Source organism: Streptomyces sp. NPDC008125 (assembly GCF_042957125.1).
Taxonomy (GTDB): Bacteria; Actinomycetota; Actinomycetes; order Streptomycetales; family Streptomycetaceae; genus Streptomyces.
Genome location: NZ_JBIBHR010000009.1, coordinates 50,821 through 66,482, shown reverse-complemented (window position 1 = coordinate 66,482; position 15,662 = coordinate 50,821). Strand labels below are relative to the sequence as shown.

Genomic DNA, 15,662 nt, shown 5'->3' with positions numbered 1-15,662 from the left:
CGGGTGGATGAGCCGAGCACCGGTGGGTGAGCCGGGCACGCGTGGGTGAGCCGGGCACCGCGAGCGGGTCGGCCGGGCGGCGTGGCGATTGTGCCGCCCTGGCAGAATCGGAGGTGGCCGTTCGTACAGGACGGCGCAGTGCGAAGCCGGCCGACCCGAGCCGGTTCTTGACGGTCCGGCCCGACTCGACCACTCGACCCCGAGGGTTTCGTTCCATGCCCCCCACGCTCGCTTCCCTCGTCCAGCACCCGGCCCTCAAGCTCCGCGTCCGCGCGGCGGCGGACCGGCTCGATACCCCGGTGCGCTGGGCCCACGCCAGTGAGCTCGCCGATCCCGTTCCGTACATGGACGGCGGTGAACTGCTGCTCGTGACCGCCGCCAACCTCGACGCCGGGAACCCGGAGGAGATGCGCCGCTACGTGCGGCGGCTGACCGCCGCCGGGGTCGCCGGACTGGGCTTCGCCGTGGGCGTCGTGCACGAAGCGGTCCCCGCGGCCCTCGTGGACGCGGCCGAGGAGGCGGGGATGCCGCTCCTGGAAGTGCCCCGGCCGACCCCGTTCATCGCCATCAGCAAGGCGGTCTCCGCCGCCATCGCGGCCGAGCAGTACCGCTCGGTCACCGCCGGGTTCGAGGCGCAGCGGGAGCTGACCAGGGCCGCGCTCGCCTCCGAAGGCCCCGTCCCGCTGCTGACCCGGCTCGCCGCGCACGTCGACGGCTGGGCCGCCCTGTACGACACCTCCGGCGCGGTCGTCGCGGTGGCGCCCGAGTGGGCCGCCCGCCGGGCCGCGCGACTCACCCCCGACGCGGCGCGGCTGCGGGAGCGGTCCGCGCCGTCGAGTGCCGTCGTGGGCTCCGCCGAGGACCGGGTCGAGCTCCAGACCCTGGGTACCGGCCGCCGGGCCCGGGGCGTCCTCGCCGTCGGTACGGGCGCCGCCCTGGGCACCGCCGAGCGGTACGCCGTCAACTCGGCCGTCGCCCTCCTCACCCTGACCACGGCCCGCTCGCGCGCGCTGTACGGCGCCGAGCAGCGCCTGGGCGCCGCGGTGCTGCGGATGCTGCTCTCCGGGGAGCCGGACCACGCGCGGGCCGTGGCGGGGGACCTCTGGGGCGGGCTGTTCGACGCCCCGTTCCGGCTGCTGATCGCGGAACCGGCGGCTTTGTCGGGTACGACCGGTACCGCCGTGGCGGAGACCCTCGCCGAGGCCCTGGACACGGCGGCCACCCGGTCCGGCGAACCGCTCCTCGCGGTCCCGGAGGGCGAGCGCCTCGTGGTGCTGGCCGTGGACGGGGGCGCGGCGGTGGCCGCCTGCACCGCGTACGCCGAGGCGCAGGAGGGCCGGCCGGCCCGGGACACGGGCGCGGAGGGGGCGCAGATCGTGGTGGGGCTCTCCGCCCCCGCCGGGCCGATAGCGGTCTCCGCCGCGTACAAGCAGGCCGAACAGGCGCTCTCGGTCGCCCGCCGCCGGGGCAGGGCCCTCGTGGAGCACGAGGAGCTGGCAGCCGGGTCGGTGCTCCCGCTCCTCGCGGACGACGCGGTACGCGCCTTCGCGGACGGCATGCTCCGCGCCCTGCGCGAGCACGACGCCAAGGGCCGGGGCGACCTGGTGGCGTCGCTGCGCGCCTGGCTCTCCCGGCACGGCCAGTGGGACGCGGCCGCCGCCGACCTCGGGGTGCACCGGCACACCCTGCGGTACCGGATGCGGCGGGTCGAGGAGATCCTCGGGCGCTCGCTCGACGATCCGGACGCCCGGATGGAGCTCTGGCTGGCCCTGAAGGCGACGTCCTCGCCGGCGGCGGAGGACTGAGCGAGGCGGCGGGCGGACCAGCTGGGGACAACGGCACGTCCGCCCGCCCCGCCTTCGACATTTCGGCGCCCCGCCGATGCCGCCTGCTCCACCACGGACAAGCCTCACGGGCCGGGCTCCGCCCTACGGTGGGCGGGTGGTGTCCGGCGGCACCGCGACGACGGGCAGCCGCCCCCACCATCCCGCACGTCACGCGACGGGCATCACACGCACCGAACGACCTCCGAAGGGCCGGACCTCCATGACTTCCACCCACGCCTTCTGGCTGGCCGGCCGCCAGGCCACCGGCGAGGACAGTTTCGCCGTCACCAACCCGTGGGACGGCCGGCTCGTCGGTACCGTCAGTGTGCCGACCGACGCGCAGATCGAGGAGGCCGTGGCCGCCGCGCACGCCGTCCGCGAGGAGTTCGCCGCGACCCCCGCGCACGTCCGGGTCGCCGCGCTCGACCACGTCGTACGCCGCCTCGTGGAGCGCACCGAGGAGATCGCCCGGCTGATCTCCGCCGAGAACGGCAAGCCGGTCAAGTGGGCCCGCGGCGAGGTCGGCCGTGCCGTCTCCGTCTTCCGGTTCGCCGCCGAGGAGGCCCGCCGGTACAACGGCGGCGACTCCCAGCGCCTGGACACCGACGCCGGCGGCACCGGACGCCTCGGCCTCACCCGCCGCTTCCCGCGCGGAACGGTCCTCGGCATCGCACCGTTCAACTTCCCGCTCAACCTGAGCGCCCACAAGGTGGCCCCGGCCATCGCCGTCGGCGCCCCGATCATCCTCAAGCCCGCCCCGGCCACCCCGATCTCCTCGCTGGTCCTCGGCGAGCTGCTGGCCGAGACCGACCTGCCGGCCGGTAGCTGGTCCGTGCTGACGGTCCCGAACGACCGGATGCCCGCCCTGGTCCAGGACGAGCGGCTGCCGGTGATCTCCTTCACCGGCTCCGGACCGGTCGGCTACTCGATCATGGAGTCGGTGCCGCGCAAGCACTGCACGCTGGAGCTCGGCGGCAACGGCGCGGCCGTGGTCCTCGGCGACTACGCCTCCGAGGAGGACCTGGACTGGGCCGCGAGCCGCATCGCGACCTTCTCCAACTACCAGGGCGGTCAGTCCTGCATCTCGGTGCAGCGGGTCATCGTGGACGCCTCGCTCCACGACCGCCTCGTCCCGAAGATCGTCGCGGCCACGGAGGCCCTGGTCACCGGCGACCCCGCCGACGACGCCACCGACGTGGGTCCGCTCGTCAGCGAGGACGCGGCCGAGCGCGTCGAGTCCTGGGTCGACGAGGCCGTCGCCGCGGGCGCCCGGCTCCTCACCGGCGGCAAGCGCGACGGCGCCACCTACGCGCCGACCGTCCTCGCCGCGGTCCCCGACTCGGTCACCCTCGCCCACGAGGAGGTCTTCGGACCGGTCCTGTCGATCCAGAGGGTGGACGGCGAGGCGGAGGCGTTCGCGGCCGTCAACTCCTCCAAGTACGGCCTCCAGGCGGGCGTCTTCACCCACGACCTGCAGACCGCCTTCCGCGCCCACCGCGCCCTGGAGGTCGGTGGCGTGATCATCGGCGACGTCCCCTCGTACCGCGCCGACCAGATGCCGTACGGCGGCGCCAAGCAGTCCGGCGTCGGCCGCGAGGGCGTCCGCTTCGCGATGGACGACTACACCTACGAGCGCGTCCTGGTGCTGACGGGCCTCGCCCTGTAGACGGTGGCCTGACGCTTCACCACGGCCGGGACCCCTGTGCGGGGCCCCGGCCGCCGGCGTTCTGGTCCCGGGGGTGCCTGTGCCCGGGGACCCGGTCACCCCGGGGCGCGGTCCTGGCCGTGACCCGGTCGGCCCGGCCTCCGGCACGTCGGCGTACACGGCGCGCGGCGCCCGCCCCTGCGGTGGTCAAGGTAGGGCGAATAGGGTAGATACGGACGTGTGCCACCGGCCGCAACCCCGCGGGCGCGGAGCCGGTCACCCGCCGTCAGGCCGTCCCCCGATCCGCCCCGCGGAGAGGTGAGCCCCCATGTCCGCACCGCAGGTCCCGCAGGACCTTCCCGAACGCCCCGACGCGGCCGGCACGGCCAGAGCCTCCGCCGCATCCCTCCCACGTGCGCCGCAGGAGCGGGTGACCGAACGCGAGGCGCGCCGGGTCGCCGAGGACGCGCGCGAGCAGGACTGGCACCGGCCCAGCTTCGCCAAGGAGCTCTTCCTCGGACGGCTCCGCCTCGACCTGATCCACCCGCACCCGCTGCTCGCGGGCGAGGACGTCCGGCGGGGCGAGGAGTTCCTCGCCCGGCTGCGCGCGTTCTGCCTCGCCCACGTCGACGGCGCCCTCATCGAACGCGAGGCGCGCATCCCCGACGAGGTGATCGCCGGACTGAAGGAGCTCGGCGCGCTCGGCATGAAGATCGACCCGAAGTACGGCGGCCTCGGCCTCACCCAGGTCTACTACAACCGGGCCCTCGCCCTGGCCGGCTCGGCCAGCCCCGCGATCGGCGCGCTGCTCTCGGCCCATCAGTCGATCGGCGTACCGCAGCCGCTGAAGATGTTCGGCACCCAGGAGCAGAAGGACACCTTCCTGCCCCGGCTCGCCCGTACCGCCATCTCCGCCTTCCTGCTCACCGAACCCGACGTCGGCTCCGATCCCGCCCGGCTCGCCACCACCGCCGTACCGGACGGCGACGACTACGTCCTCGACGGTGTGAAGCTCTGGACCACCAACGGGGTCGTCGCCGACCTGCTGGTCGTCATGGCCCGGGTGCCCGAGGGGCCGGACCACGCGGGCGGCATCACGGCGTTCGTGGTGGAGGCCGACTCGCCGGGCATCACCGTGGAACACCGCAACGCCTTCATGGGGCTGCGCGGGATCGAGAACGGCGTCACCCGCTTCCACGGGGTGCGGGTGCCCGCCGCCCACCGCATCGGCCCCGAGGGCGCCGGGCTCAAGATCGCGCTCACCACGCTCAACACCGGCCGGCTCTCGCTGCCGGCCATGTGCGTCGGTGTCGGCAAATGGTCCCTGAAGATCGCCCGGGAATGGTCGGCCGTCCGCGAGCAGTGGGGCAGGCCCGTCGCCCGGCACGAAGCGGTCGGCGCGAAGATCTCGTTCATCGCCGCCACCACCTTCGCGCTGGAGGCGGTGGTCGACCTCGCCTCCCAGATGGCCGACGAGGACCGCAACGACATCCGGATCGAGGCCGCGCTCGCCAAGCTGTACGGCTCCGAGATGGGCTGGCGGATCGCCGACGAACTGGTGCAGATCCGCGGCGGACGCGGGTTCGAGACCGCCGACTCGCTCGCCGCCCGCGGCGAACGGGCCGTTCCGGCCGAACAGATGCTCCGCGACATGCGGATCAACCGGATCTTCGAGGGATCGACCGAGATCATGCATCTGCTGATCGCCCGTGAGGCGGTCGACGCCCACCTCAAGGTGGCCGGCGACCTCATCGACCCGGAGAAGCCGCTCGCCGACAAGGCCAGGGCGGGCGCGGCGGCGGCCGGCTTCTACGCCCGCTGGCTGCCGAAACTGGTCGCCGGACCCGGCCAGCTGCCCAGCTCGTACGCTGAGTTCCGGCCCGCCGGACACCCCGACCTCTCCCGCCACCTGCGGTACGCGGAACGCGCCGCCCGCAGGCTGGCCCGCTCCACCTTCTACGCGATGTCGCGCTGGCAGGGGCGGATGGAGACCAAACAGGGGTTCCTGGGCCGGACCGTCGACATCGGCGCCGAACTCTTCGCGATGAGCGCCGCCTGCGTCCGCGCCGAACTCCTGCGCGGCCAGGGCGAGCACGGCCGCGAGGCGTACCAGCTCGCGGACGCCTTCTGCCGACAGGCCACACTCAGGACGGAGGAACTCTTCGGACGCCTCTGGGCCAACACCGACGACCTGGACCGGCGCGTGGTCGACCGGGTCCTCGCGGGCGCGTACACCTGGCTGGAAGAGGGGGTCATCGACCCCAGTGGGGACGGCCCCTGGATCGCGGACGCCACCCCCGGCCCGGCCCGGGGCGAGAACGCCCGCCGCCCCTACCGCTGATCCCGGGGCCCGTCGCCCCTACCGCTGAGGCCTGCGGTTTCGCGGGGCGGCGCGTCCACCCGCTGGACGCGCCCCGCCCAACTCCCGGCGGACACGGCAAAATGACCCGCCGTGACCGTCATCCAGATTCCCGGCTCCAAGTCCGTCACCGCCCGCGCCCTGTTCCTCGCCGCGGCCGCGGACGGCACCACCACCCTCCTCCACCCGCTCCGGTCGGACGACACCGAGGGGTTCACCGAGGGCCTCACCCGCCTCGGCTACGCGGTGACGAAGGAGCCGGACCGCTGGCACATCGAGGGCCGCCCGTCCGGTCCCGGTGTCACCGACGCCGACGTCTTCTGCCGCGACGGCGCGACCACGGCCCGCTTCCTGCCCACCCTCGTCTCCGCCGCGCCCTCCGGCACGTACCGCTTCGACGCCTCCGCGCAGATGCGGCGCCGCCCGCTCGCCCCGCTCAGCCGGGCGCTGCGCGCCCTCGGCGTCGACCTGCGCCACGACGAGGCGGACGGCCACCACCCGCTGCGGGTGCACGCCGCCGGCATCGAGGGCGGCCGGATCACCCTGGACGCGGGGGAGTCCTCGCAGTACCTCACCGCCCTGCTGATGCTCGGCCCGCTGACGGCCGACGGCTTGACGATCGACGTGACCGAACTGGTCTCGGCGCCGTACATCGAGATCACGCTGGCGATGATGCGGGACTTCGGGGCCGACGTCGCCCGCGAGGGGAACACCTTCACCGTGCCGGCCGGCGGCTACCGCGCCACCACGTACGCCGTCGAGCCGGACGCCTCCACCGCCGGCTACTTCTTCGCCGCCGCCGCCCTCACCGGCGGCGAGGTCACCGTCCCCGGCCTCGGCACCGGCGCCCTCCAGGGCGATCTCCGCTTCGTCGACGTACTGCGGCGGATGGGTGCCGAGGTGACGATCACCGAGGACGCCACCACGGTCCGCTCGGACGGAACCCTGCGCGGCATCACCGTCAACATGCGCGACATCTCCGACACCATGCCGACGCTCGCCGCCCTCGCCCCGTACGCCGACGGGCCGGTCCGGATCGAGGACGTGGCCAACACCCGGGTCAAGGAGTGCGACCGGCTGGAGGCGTGTGCCGAGAACCTCCGCGCCATGGGCATCACCGTGCACACCGGACCCGACTGGATCGAGATCCACCCCGGGACCCCGCGCCCCGTCGACATCACCACCCACGGCGACCACCGCATCGTCATGTCCTTCGCCGTCGCCGCGCTGCGCAACCCCGGTACGACGTACGACGACCCGGGTTGCGTACGCAAGACCTTCCCGGACTTCCACCAGGTCTTCGCGGAGTTCTCCAAGGGCCTGCCGGCCCTGGAGAAGTAGGGCGGGAGGCCGTACGGCGGGCACCGTCCGGCATCCGGGGGAAGGAGCCACCGGGACGCCCTGTCCTCGCGCACAGCGGGAGCGGCAACAATGGGGGCATGACCGACAGCCCTGCCCCCCTCGCCGATCCGCATCTCGTCCACGACGCGACGGAAGGCCGCCGGGACCTCGTGATCCTCGGCTCCACCGGGTCCATCGGGACCCAGGCCATCGACCTGGTGCTGCGCAACCCCGACCGTTTCCGGGTCACCGCGCTCTCGGCGGCGGGCGGGCGGGTCGCCCTGCTCGCCGCCCAGGCACGCCGGCTCGGGGTGGACACGGTCGCCGTCGCCGCCGAGGACGCCGTACCCGCCCTGCGCGAGGCGCTGCGCGCGGAGTACGGCGCGGGGGAGCCGCTCCCCGAGATCCTGGCCGGCCCCGACGCCGCGGCCACCCTCGCCGCGAGCCCGTGCCACACCGTGCTCAACGGCATCACCGGCTCCATCGGCCTCGCGCCGACGCTGGCCGCACTGAAGGCGGGCCGCACCCTGGCCCTGGCCAACAAGGAGTCGCTCATCGTCGGCGGCCCCCTGGTCAAGGCGCTGGCCTCGCCCGGCCAGATCATCCCGGTCGACTCCGAGCACGCCGCGCTCTTCCAGGCGATCGCCGCCGGCACCCGCGCCGACGTGGCGAAGCTCGTCGTCACCGCCTCCGGCGGACCGTTCCGCGGACGTACGCGCAGCGAACTGGCCCACGTCACCCGGGAGCAGGCGCTCGACCACCCCACCTGGGCCATGGGCCCGGTCATCACGGTCAACTCCGCGACCCTCGTCAACAAGGGGCTGGAGGTCATCGAGGCGCACCTCCTCTACGACATCCCGTTCGAGCGCATCGAGGTGGTCGTCCACCCGCAGTCGTACGTGCACTCCATGGTCGAGTTCACCGACGGCTCCACGCTCGCCCAGGCCACCCCGCCCGACATGCGGGGGCCCATCGCCGTCGGGCTCGGCTGGCCGCAGCGCGTCCCGGACGCCGCCCCGGCCTTCGACTGGACCAAGGCCTCCACCTGGGAGTTCTTCCCGCTGGACACCGAGGCGTTCCCCTCCGTCGGGCTCGCCCGGCACGTGGGCGCCCTGGGTGGGACCGCGCCGGCGGTCTTCAACGCGGCGAACGAGGAGTGCGTCGACGCGTTCCTGTCCGGCGCGCTCCCCTTCAACGGCATCATGGACACCGTCACCGCGGTGGTGGCCGAGCACGGCACCCCCGCTCCGGGAACTTCACTGACGGTCGCGGACGTCCTGGAAGCGGAGACCTGGGCGCGCGCCCGGGCCCGTGAACTCTCGGCGAAGTCGACGGCGGAGGCGCACGCATGAGTCTGAGCACGATCCTGCTGACGGTCCTGGGGATCGCCGTCTTCGTCGTGGGGCTGCTGTTCTCGATCGCCTGGCACGAGCTCGGCCACCTCTCCACGGCCAAGCTCTTCGGCATCCGGGTCCCGCAGTACATGGTCGGCTTCGGCCCCACCATCTGGTCGCGCAAGAAGGGCGACACCGAGTACGGCTTCAAGGCCATCCCGGCCGGCGGCTACATCCGGATGATCGGCATGTTCCCGCCCGGGCCGGACGGCAGGATCGAGGCGCGCTCCACCTCGCCCTGGCGCAGCATGATCGAGGACGCCAGATCCGCCGCCTTCGAGGAGCTCGAACCCGGCGACGAGAGCCGCCTCTTCTACACGCGCAAGCCGTGGAAGCGCGTGATCGTGATGTTCGCCGGACCGTTCATGAACCTGGTCCTGGCCGTCGCGATCTTCCTCGGCGTCGCCATGACCTTCGGCTTCCAGACCAACACCACCGAGGTGGCGGGGGTCCAGAAGTGCGTCATCGAGCAGAGCGAGAAGCGCGAGAAGTGCGCCCCCGGCGACCCGGTCTCCCCGGCGCTCGCCGCCGGGCTGCACGAGGGCGACAAGATCGTCGCCTTCGACGGCGCGAAGGTCGACGACTGGGACAAGCTCTCCGACCTCATCCGGCAGACCATCGGCCCCGCCGACATCACCGTCCAGCGGGGCGGCCAGGAGGTCACCCTCCACGCCGTCCTGGCGAAGAACACCGTGGTGAAGAAGGACGACAAGGGCGAGGCGGTCGCGGGCAAGTGGGAGGAGGCGGGCTACCTCGGCTTCGCCGCCCGCAGCGAGATCGTGCCGCTCTCCTTCGGCGACTCCGTCGTGCGGATGGGCGACATGATCGAGAACGGCGTCGACTCGATCATCGCCCTGCCCTCCAAGATCCCCGGCCTGTGGAACGCCGCCTTCGACGGCGGCGAGCGCGCCGACGACTCCCCGGTGGGTGTGGTCGGAGCCGCCCGGATCGGCGGCGAGGTCATGACCCTCGACGTCCCCGCGCAGAACCAGATCGCGATGATGCTGTTCCTGCTGGCCGGCTTCAACCTCTCGCTCTTCCTCTTCAACATGCTGCCGCTGCTGCCCCTGGACGGCGGCCACATCGCGGGCGCCCTCTGGGAGGCGCTGCGCCGCAATCTGGCCAAGGTCTTCAAGCGGCCGGACCCGGGCCCGTTCGACGTGGCGAAGCTCATGCCCGTCGCCTACGTGGTGGCCGGAATCTTCATCTGCTTCACGCTCCTGGTGCTGGTCGCCGACATCGTGAACCCGGTCAAGATCACCTGACCCCGGCCCCAGCCGCACCAGGAGTACCGGCCGGGCGCACGCGTGGCGCCCGGCCGTACCGCCGACGGGCGCCGGTCGGTGTTTTGACCCGGGGGATGCGCTCGTCCGACATCCCGTGCCGTAACCTCGAAAGCTGTAGCCCGCCGATTTCCGGGCCTCGATCCACACCTTGGGGATGCTCAGCGCATGACTGCGATTTCTCTCGGAATGCCGTCCGTTCCGACCAAGCTCGCCGACCGACGCGTCAGCCGCCAGATCCAGGTCGGATCGGTGGCCGTCGGCGGGGACGCGCCCGTCTCCGTGCAGTCGATGACGACGACGCGTACCTCGGACATCGGCGCGACGCTGCAGCAGATCGCCGAGCTGACCGCGTCCGGCTGCCAGATCGTGCGGGTCGCGTGCCCGACGCAGGACGACGCCGACGCCCTGGCCACCATCGCCAGGAAGTCGCAGATCCCGGTCATCGCCGACATCCACTTCCAGCCCAAGTACGTCTTCGCCGCCATCGACGCCGGCTGCGCCGCGGTCCGGGTGAACCCGGGCAACATCAAGCAGTTCGACGACAAGGTCAAGGAGATCGCGAAGGCGGCGGGCGCGGCCGGCACCCCGATCCGGATCGGCGTGAACGCCGGTTCCCTCGATGCCCGGCTGCTGAAGAAGTACGGCAAGGCCACCCCCGAGGCCCTCGTGGAGTCCGCCCTCTGGGAGGCGTCCCTCTTCGAGGAGCACGGCTTCAGGGACATCAAGATCTCGGTCAAGCACAACGACCCGGTCGTCATGGTCAACGCCTACCGTCAGCTGGCCGCCGCGTGCGACTACCCGCTGCACCTCGGCGTCACCGAGGCCGGTCCGGCGTTCCAGGGCACCATCAAGTCCGCCGTCGCCTTCGGCGCGCTGCTCTCCGAGGGCATCGGCGACACCATCCGCGTCTCCCTCTCGGCCCCGCCGGCCGAGGAGGTCAAGGTGGGCCTCCAGATCCTGGAGTCCCTCAACCTCAAGCAGCGCCGCCTGGAGATCGTCTCCTGCCCGTCCTGCGGCCGCGCCCAGGTCGATGTGTACAAGCTCGCGGACCAGGTCAGCGCCGGCCTCGAAGGCATGGAGGTGCCGCTGCGCGTCGCCGTCATGGGCTGCGTCGTGAACGGCCCGGGCGAGGCCCGCGAGGCCGACCTCGGTGTCGCCTCCGGCAACGGCAAGGGCCAGATCTTCGTGAAGGGCGAGATCATCAAGACCGTCCCCGAGTCGAAGATCGTCGAGACCCTCATCGAGGAGGCGCTGAAGATCGCCGAGCAGATGGAGAAGGACGGCATCGCCTCGGGCGAGCCGCAGGTCGCCGTCAGCTGACGACCGGACCGCGCCGGGGCCGACCCGGTACACCCGCTTCCGCGCCCCGCCAGGACGACACCGTCCGGGCGGGGCGCGGCGGCGTTCCCGTGGCCGACTCCGTGCGGGTGCACTGCCCGTCCTGTGGATGCGGGGGGCGCCCCACAGCCTTGTTGGGTACAGTGCGGAAATCAGCAGACCGTATGGTGAGGCCCCCTCGTGTTGACGCACACCACCACCCGGGTCCTCGAACCCAGTGACCTCGGCGCCGCTCTGGCCATTCTGGAGAGCGACCCCGTGGCCAACGCCTTCGTGACCTCCCGTGTCCAGATCGCCGGGCTCGACCCGTGGCGGCTCGGCGGGGAGATGTGGGGCTGGTACGCGGACGGGATGCTCCGCTCGCTCTGCTACTCCGGTGCCAACCTCGTCCCCATCTGCGCGGGACCCGAGGCCGTACGCGCCTTCGCGGACCGGGCCCGCAGGGCAGGGCGCCGCTGCTCCTCCATCGTCGGGCCCGTCGAATCCACCGCCCTGCTGTGGCGCCTGCTCGAACCCGGCTGGGGGCCCGCCCGCGAGGTCCGCGCCAACCAGCCGCTGATGGTCACCGACCGCCCCTCCACCACCGTGGACCCCGACCCGTACGTCCGCCGTATCCGCAAGGACGAGATGGACGTGATCCTGCCCGCCTGCGTGGCGATGTTCACCGAGGAGGTCGGGGTCTCCCCGCTCGCCGGCGACGGCGGACTGCTCTACCAGGCGCGGGTCGCCGAACTCATCGGCGCGGGCCGCTCCTTCGCCCGCATCGACGACGGCAAGGTGGTCTTCAAGGCCGAGATCGGTGCCGCGACCGACCGGGCCTGCCAGATCCAGGGGGTCTGGGTCGCCCCGGAGTTCCGCGGCCGCCGCCTCTCCGAGACGGGGATGTCCGCCGTGCTCAACCACGCGCTGGCCGACGTGGCCCCGCTGGTCAGCCTGTACGTCAACGACTTCAACACCGCGGCCCGCAAGGCGTACCGCCGGGTCGGCTTCCGGGAGACCGGCGCCTTCATGAGCGTCCTGTTCTGACGGGCGCCCGGGGCCTCTCGTCGTCCGGTTCCGACGGGCCGCCCCGGGGCCCTCGTCCCCACGGGCCACGCGGTACGGCCTCGGCGTGCGCCGGCCGGGCCGGGCGGCCCCGCGCCCGAGCGGCTCCCGGCCCCGGGGGCCCGGCCCGGGTGGGTGTCGCCAAGTCGACTTATAGTCGGCAGGGGGACCGCTGAGGGCCGCGGGACCGGCACGTCCGGGACGCCGCCACCCTCCGACGCGAATGAGCCCGCCGATGACCGAGACCGCGCCCCCCGCCGACGACCACGCCGCCCCACTCGTCACCGCCGTCGCCCCGGCGGGAGCGGACGCCCGTACGGCCTGGGAGGCCTGGCGCGAGGAGCGTCGTGCCTCCGTCACCGCCCCCACCGGCAACCTCGCCCTGGTGGAGACCCGCCCACTGGCCCGTGGGGAGGTGCCCGACCCCGTCGCGGCCGGGGCGGGTCTGCCCGAGAGCGTCACGGTGACGGTCGTCGAGCGGACCGAACCGGTCAGCGGGGCCCCCGAACACTTCCTCCGCTTCTGGGACGCCGAGGCCCCCGCGATCCATTCCTTCGAGCGGATCGACACCTTCCCGTACGACCCGGCCTGGGTGCTCGACGCCGCCTACACCCCCGTCGAAGGCGCCCGCAAGGTCGCGTTCGAGCACATCCGCGACAACGGCGGCACCCGCGACCTGGTCGTCCCCGGGGACATCACCCTCACCGTGGACGGCGCCCCGTACACCCTGAGCGCCTTCGACGACGACGGCACCCTGCTGCTGGTCTTCGGCGACCCCACCAACGGCGACTCCACCTACGGAGCCGGACGCTTCCTCTTCGTCCCGCACGAGACCGGAAGCGACCGGGTCACCCTCGACTTCAACCGTGCCTTCGTACCGCCCTGCGGCTTCTCCGACCAGTACAACTGCCCCATGCCGCCCCGGCAGAACCGCCTCCACCTGCCCGTCACGGCCGGCGAGAAGCTCCCCGTCACCAAGGAGCCCGGCACCCCGGCGCACTGATACCCCGGCCGGAGTAGTCTCCCGTGCCATGCCGCACTTTCCCGGAGACCTCAGCGAACCACCCCTGATCGGGCCGCTCGACCTCGCGTCCCGCGTGGACGAGGCGCTCCAGGTGCAGGCCCTCGCCTTCGGACTCGGCCCCGGCGAGGTCGCCGTGCGCCGCCAGATCGTGCTGCGCCACCTCACCCTCCCCGGCGCCCGCGCGCTGGGCGCCACCGCCCCCTCGGGACGGCTGCTCGGCTTCGTCTACGGGCTGCCCAACGACCGCGCCCACTGGTGGTCGGGGGTGGTCGAGCCCTACCTGCGCGCCGCCGGTACCGAGGAGTGGCTCGACGACTCCTTCGTCATCACCGAACTCCACGTCCACCCCGACTTCCAGCAGCACGGCATCGGCCGGGCGCTCATCACCGGGCTGACCGACTCCGCCACCGAGCCGCGCTCCATCCTCTCGGCCATCGACACCGACAGCCCGGCCCGCGGCCTCTACCGCGCCCTCGGCTACCGCGATCTCGCCCGCCGGGTCGACTTCCCCAGCGCTCCGCAGCCGTACGCGGTGATGGGAGCCCCGCTTCCCCTGCGCCGCGCTGTCTGAACCGCGGAATCTGAACGGATTTCCGCCCGCGCGGGCGACCCGGCTAATCTCGGCCCCATCACCTTCGGGGGTCCGGGGGCGTCCCCCCGGAAGACACAGTCGAGCAGGAGTTCATCATGGCCCAGGTCCAGCGCATGTCCCGATTGATGATCAAGACACTGCGCGACGACCCGGCGGACGCCGAGACGCTCAACCACAAGCTGCTCGTCCGGGCCGGTTACGTCCGCCGCACCGCCGCCGGTATCTGGTCCTGGCTGCCGCTGGGCAAGAAGGTCCTGGAGAACATCACCCGCGTCGTCCGCGAGGAGATGGACGCCATCGGCGGCCAGGAGGTGCTGCTTCCCGCGCTGCTGCCCAAGGAGGCGTACGAGGCGAGCGGCCGGTACGACGAATACGGCGACCTGCTCTTCCGCCTCAAGGACCGCAAGGGCGCCGACTACCTCCTCGGCCCCACCCACGAGGAGATCTTCACCCAGGTCGTCAAGGACATGTGCTCGTCCTACAAGGACCTGCCCGTGATCCTCTACCAGATCCAGACCAAGTACCGCGACGAGGCCCGTCCCCGCGCCGGCGTGCTGCGAGGCCGCGAGTTCCAGATGAAGGACTCGTACTCCTTCGACACCACGGACGAGGGCCTGGCCGAGGCGTACCAGCTGCACCGCGCCGCGTACATCCGGATCTTCGAGCGCCTCGGCCTCGACCACCGCATCGTCTCCGCCGTCTCCGGCGCCATGGGCGGGTCCGCCTCCGAGGAGTTCCTCGCCCCGGCGCCCGCAGGCGAGGACACCTTCGTCGACTGCCCGAACTGCGACTACGCCGCCAACACCGAGGCCGTGACCTTCAAGGCCACCGCCGTCGACGGTTCGGCGCACGGCCCGGTCGAGGAGCTGGACACCCCCGACACCCCGACCATCGAGACCCTCGCCGCCCACCTCGGCGTCCCGGCCTCCGCCACCCTGAAGAACCTCCTGGTCAAGGTGGACGGAGAGATCGTCGCCGTCGGCGTTCCCGGGGACCGCGAGGTCGACCTCGGCAAGCTCGGCGAGCACCTCGCCCCTGCCGTGGTCGAGCTCGTCACCGCCGAGGACTTCGTCGGCCGCCCCGACCTGGTGCGTGGCTACGTCGGCCCGCAGGGCCTGGAGAAGGTCCGCTACATCGCCGACCCCCGCGTCGCCGCGGGCACCTCCTGGATCACCGGCGCCAACAAGGAGGGCAAGCACGCGAAGAACGTCGTCGCGGGCCGCGACTTCGAGGTGGACGACCACCTCGACGTGGTCGTCGTCGAGGCGGGCGACCCCTGCCCGAAGTGCGGCACCGGCCTCCAGGTGGACCGCGCCATCGAGATCGGCCACATCTTCCAGCTCGGCCGCAAGTACGCCGACATCTTCTCCCTCGACGTCCTCGGCCAGCAGGGCAAGCCGGTCCGCGTCACGATGGGCTCCTACGGCATCGGCGTCTCCCGCGCGGTGGCCGCCCTCGCCGAGCAGACCGCCGACGACAAGGGCCTGTGCTGGCCCCGCGAGATCGCCCCGGCCGACGTGCACGTCGTCGCCGCGGGCAAGGCGCTCCAGACCGAGCTGGCGCTCGACGTCTCCGAGAAGCTGAAGGCCGCGGGTGCCCGGGTGCTGGTCGACGACCGCGCCGGTGTCTCCCCGGGCGTGAAGTTCACCGACGCCGAGCTGATCGGCGTGCCGACCATCCTCGTCGCCGGCCGCCGCTCCGCCGAAGGCGTGGTCGAGCTCAAGGACCGCCGCACCGGCGAGCGCGAGGAGCTCACCGTCGACGAGGCGATCGCCCGTATCGCCGCCGACCTGGGCTGATCCTCCCGCACCGC

Annotated in this window: 11 protein-coding genes; all 11 read left to right on the top strand. The window is 72.8% G+C overall.

All coding sequences use genetic code 11. The annotated features are described in order from the left end of the window. Window positions 1-215 precede the first annotated feature (215 nt). The 11 genes from ACFZAX_RS17045 to ACFZAX_RS16995 all read left to right on the top strand — a co-directional run bounded on the left by ACFZAX_RS17045 (window position 216) and on the right by ACFZAX_RS16995 (window position 15,648). The gene (locus tag ACFZAX_RS17045) at window positions 216-1,805 is read left to right on the top strand and encodes a PucR family transcriptional regulator ligand-binding domain-containing protein (RefSeq protein WP_390962360.1); all 1,590 of its coding nucleotides are present in this window, start codon (window positions 216-218) and stop codon (window positions 1,803-1,805) included. Between the two features lie 241 nt (window positions 1,806-2,046). After that, window positions 2,047-3,492 (top strand): aldehyde dehydrogenase family protein, encoded by a 1,446-nt coding sequence (locus ACFZAX_RS17040; RefSeq protein ID WP_390962359.1) that lies wholly within the window; start codon window positions 2,047-2,049, stop codon window positions 3,490-3,492. A gap of 307 nt (window positions 3,493-3,799) precedes the next feature. Next, the gene (locus ACFZAX_RS17035) at window positions 3,800-5,812 is read left to right on the top strand and encodes an acyl-CoA dehydrogenase family protein (RefSeq protein WP_390962358.1); all 2,013 of its coding nucleotides are present in this window, start codon (window positions 3,800-3,802) and stop codon (window positions 5,810-5,812) included. Between the two features lie 111 nt (window positions 5,813-5,923). Next, window positions 5,924-7,171, top strand: coding sequence for a 3-phosphoshikimate 1-carboxyvinyltransferase (gene aroA, locus ACFZAX_RS17030; protein ID WP_390962357.1), 1,248 nt, complete (start codon window positions 5,924-5,926; stop codon window positions 7,169-7,171). 98 nt (window positions 7,172-7,269) lie between these two features. Continuing rightward, window positions 7,270-8,523 (top strand): 1-deoxy-D-xylulose-5-phosphate reductoisomerase, encoded by a 1,254-nt coding sequence (gene dxr / locus ACFZAX_RS17025; RefSeq protein WP_390962356.1) that lies wholly within the window; start codon window positions 7,270-7,272, stop codon window positions 8,521-8,523. Further along, on the top strand, window positions 8,520-9,830 hold the full coding sequence (locus ACFZAX_RS17020; RefSeq protein WP_390962355.1) for a site-2 protease family protein: 1,311 nt from the start codon (window positions 8,520-8,522) through the stop codon (window positions 9,828-9,830). The genes dxr and ACFZAX_RS17020 overlap by 4 nt, the downstream gene beginning before the upstream one ends. A 186-nt stretch (window positions 9,831-10,016) precedes the next feature. Next, a complete protein-coding gene (gene ispG, locus ACFZAX_RS17015) occupies window positions 10,017-11,171 on the top strand; it encodes a flavodoxin-dependent (E)-4-hydroxy-3-methylbut-2-enyl-diphosphate synthase (RefSeq protein WP_390962354.1) in 1,155 nt (384 codons plus the stop codon). 201 nt (window positions 11,172-11,372) lie between these two features. Further along, window positions 11,373-12,215, top strand: a complete 843-nt coding sequence (locus ACFZAX_RS17010) for a GNAT family N-acetyltransferase (protein ID WP_390962595.1) — start codon at window positions 11,373-11,375, stop codon at window positions 12,213-12,215. A 253-nt stretch (window positions 12,216-12,468) separates the two neighbouring features. Beyond that, entirely contained in the window at window positions 12,469-13,236 is a 768-nt protein-coding gene (locus tag ACFZAX_RS17005) for a DUF1684 domain-containing protein (protein WP_390962352.1), read from the top strand. Between the two features lie 28 nt (window positions 13,237-13,264). Beyond that, entirely contained in the window at window positions 13,265-13,828 is a 564-nt protein-coding gene (locus ACFZAX_RS17000; protein WP_390962351.1) for a GNAT family N-acetyltransferase, read from the top strand. Window positions 13,829-13,944: 116 nt separating this feature from the next. Beyond that, complete coding sequence (locus ACFZAX_RS16995) at window positions 13,945-15,648, top strand: proline--tRNA ligase (protein WP_390962350.1); 1,704 nt, start codon at window positions 13,945-13,947, stop codon at window positions 15,646-15,648. Window positions 15,649-15,662: the final 14 nt, after the last annotated feature.

Excerpts from the sequence above, each read along its gene's own strand:
- ACFZAX_RS17035 (WP_390962358.1), top strand. The coding sequence starts at position 3,800 with ATGTCCGCACCGCAGGTCCCGCAGGACCTTCCCGAACGCCCCGACGCG.
- ACFZAX_RS16995 (WP_390962350.1), top strand. The coding sequence starts at position 13,945 with ATGGCCCAGGTCCAGCGCATGTCCCGATTGATGATCAAGACACTGCGC.
- ispG (WP_390962354.1), top strand. The coding sequence starts at position 10,017 with ATGACTGCGATTTCTCTCGGAATGCCGTCCGTTCCGACCAAGCTCGCC.
- ACFZAX_RS17005 (WP_390962352.1), top strand. The coding sequence starts at position 12,469 with ATGACCGAGACCGCGCCCCCCGCCGACGACCACGCCGCCCCACTCGTC.
- dxr (WP_390962356.1), top strand. The coding sequence starts at position 7,270 with ATGACCGACAGCCCTGCCCCCCTCGCCGATCCGCATCTCGTCCACGAC.
- ACFZAX_RS17045 (WP_390962360.1), top strand. The coding sequence starts at position 216 with ATGCCCCCCACGCTCGCTTCCCTCGTCCAGCACCCGGCCCTCAAGCTC.
- ACFZAX_RS17020 (WP_390962355.1), top strand. The coding sequence starts at position 8,520 with ATGAGTCTGAGCACGATCCTGCTGACGGTCCTGGGGATCGCCGTCTTC.
- ACFZAX_RS17040 (WP_390962359.1), top strand. The coding sequence starts at position 2,047 with ATGACTTCCACCCACGCCTTCTGGCTGGCCGGCCGCCAGGCCACCGGC.
- ACFZAX_RS17000 (WP_390962351.1), top strand. The coding sequence starts at position 13,265 with ATGCCGCACTTTCCCGGAGACCTCAGCGAACCACCCCTGATCGGGCCG.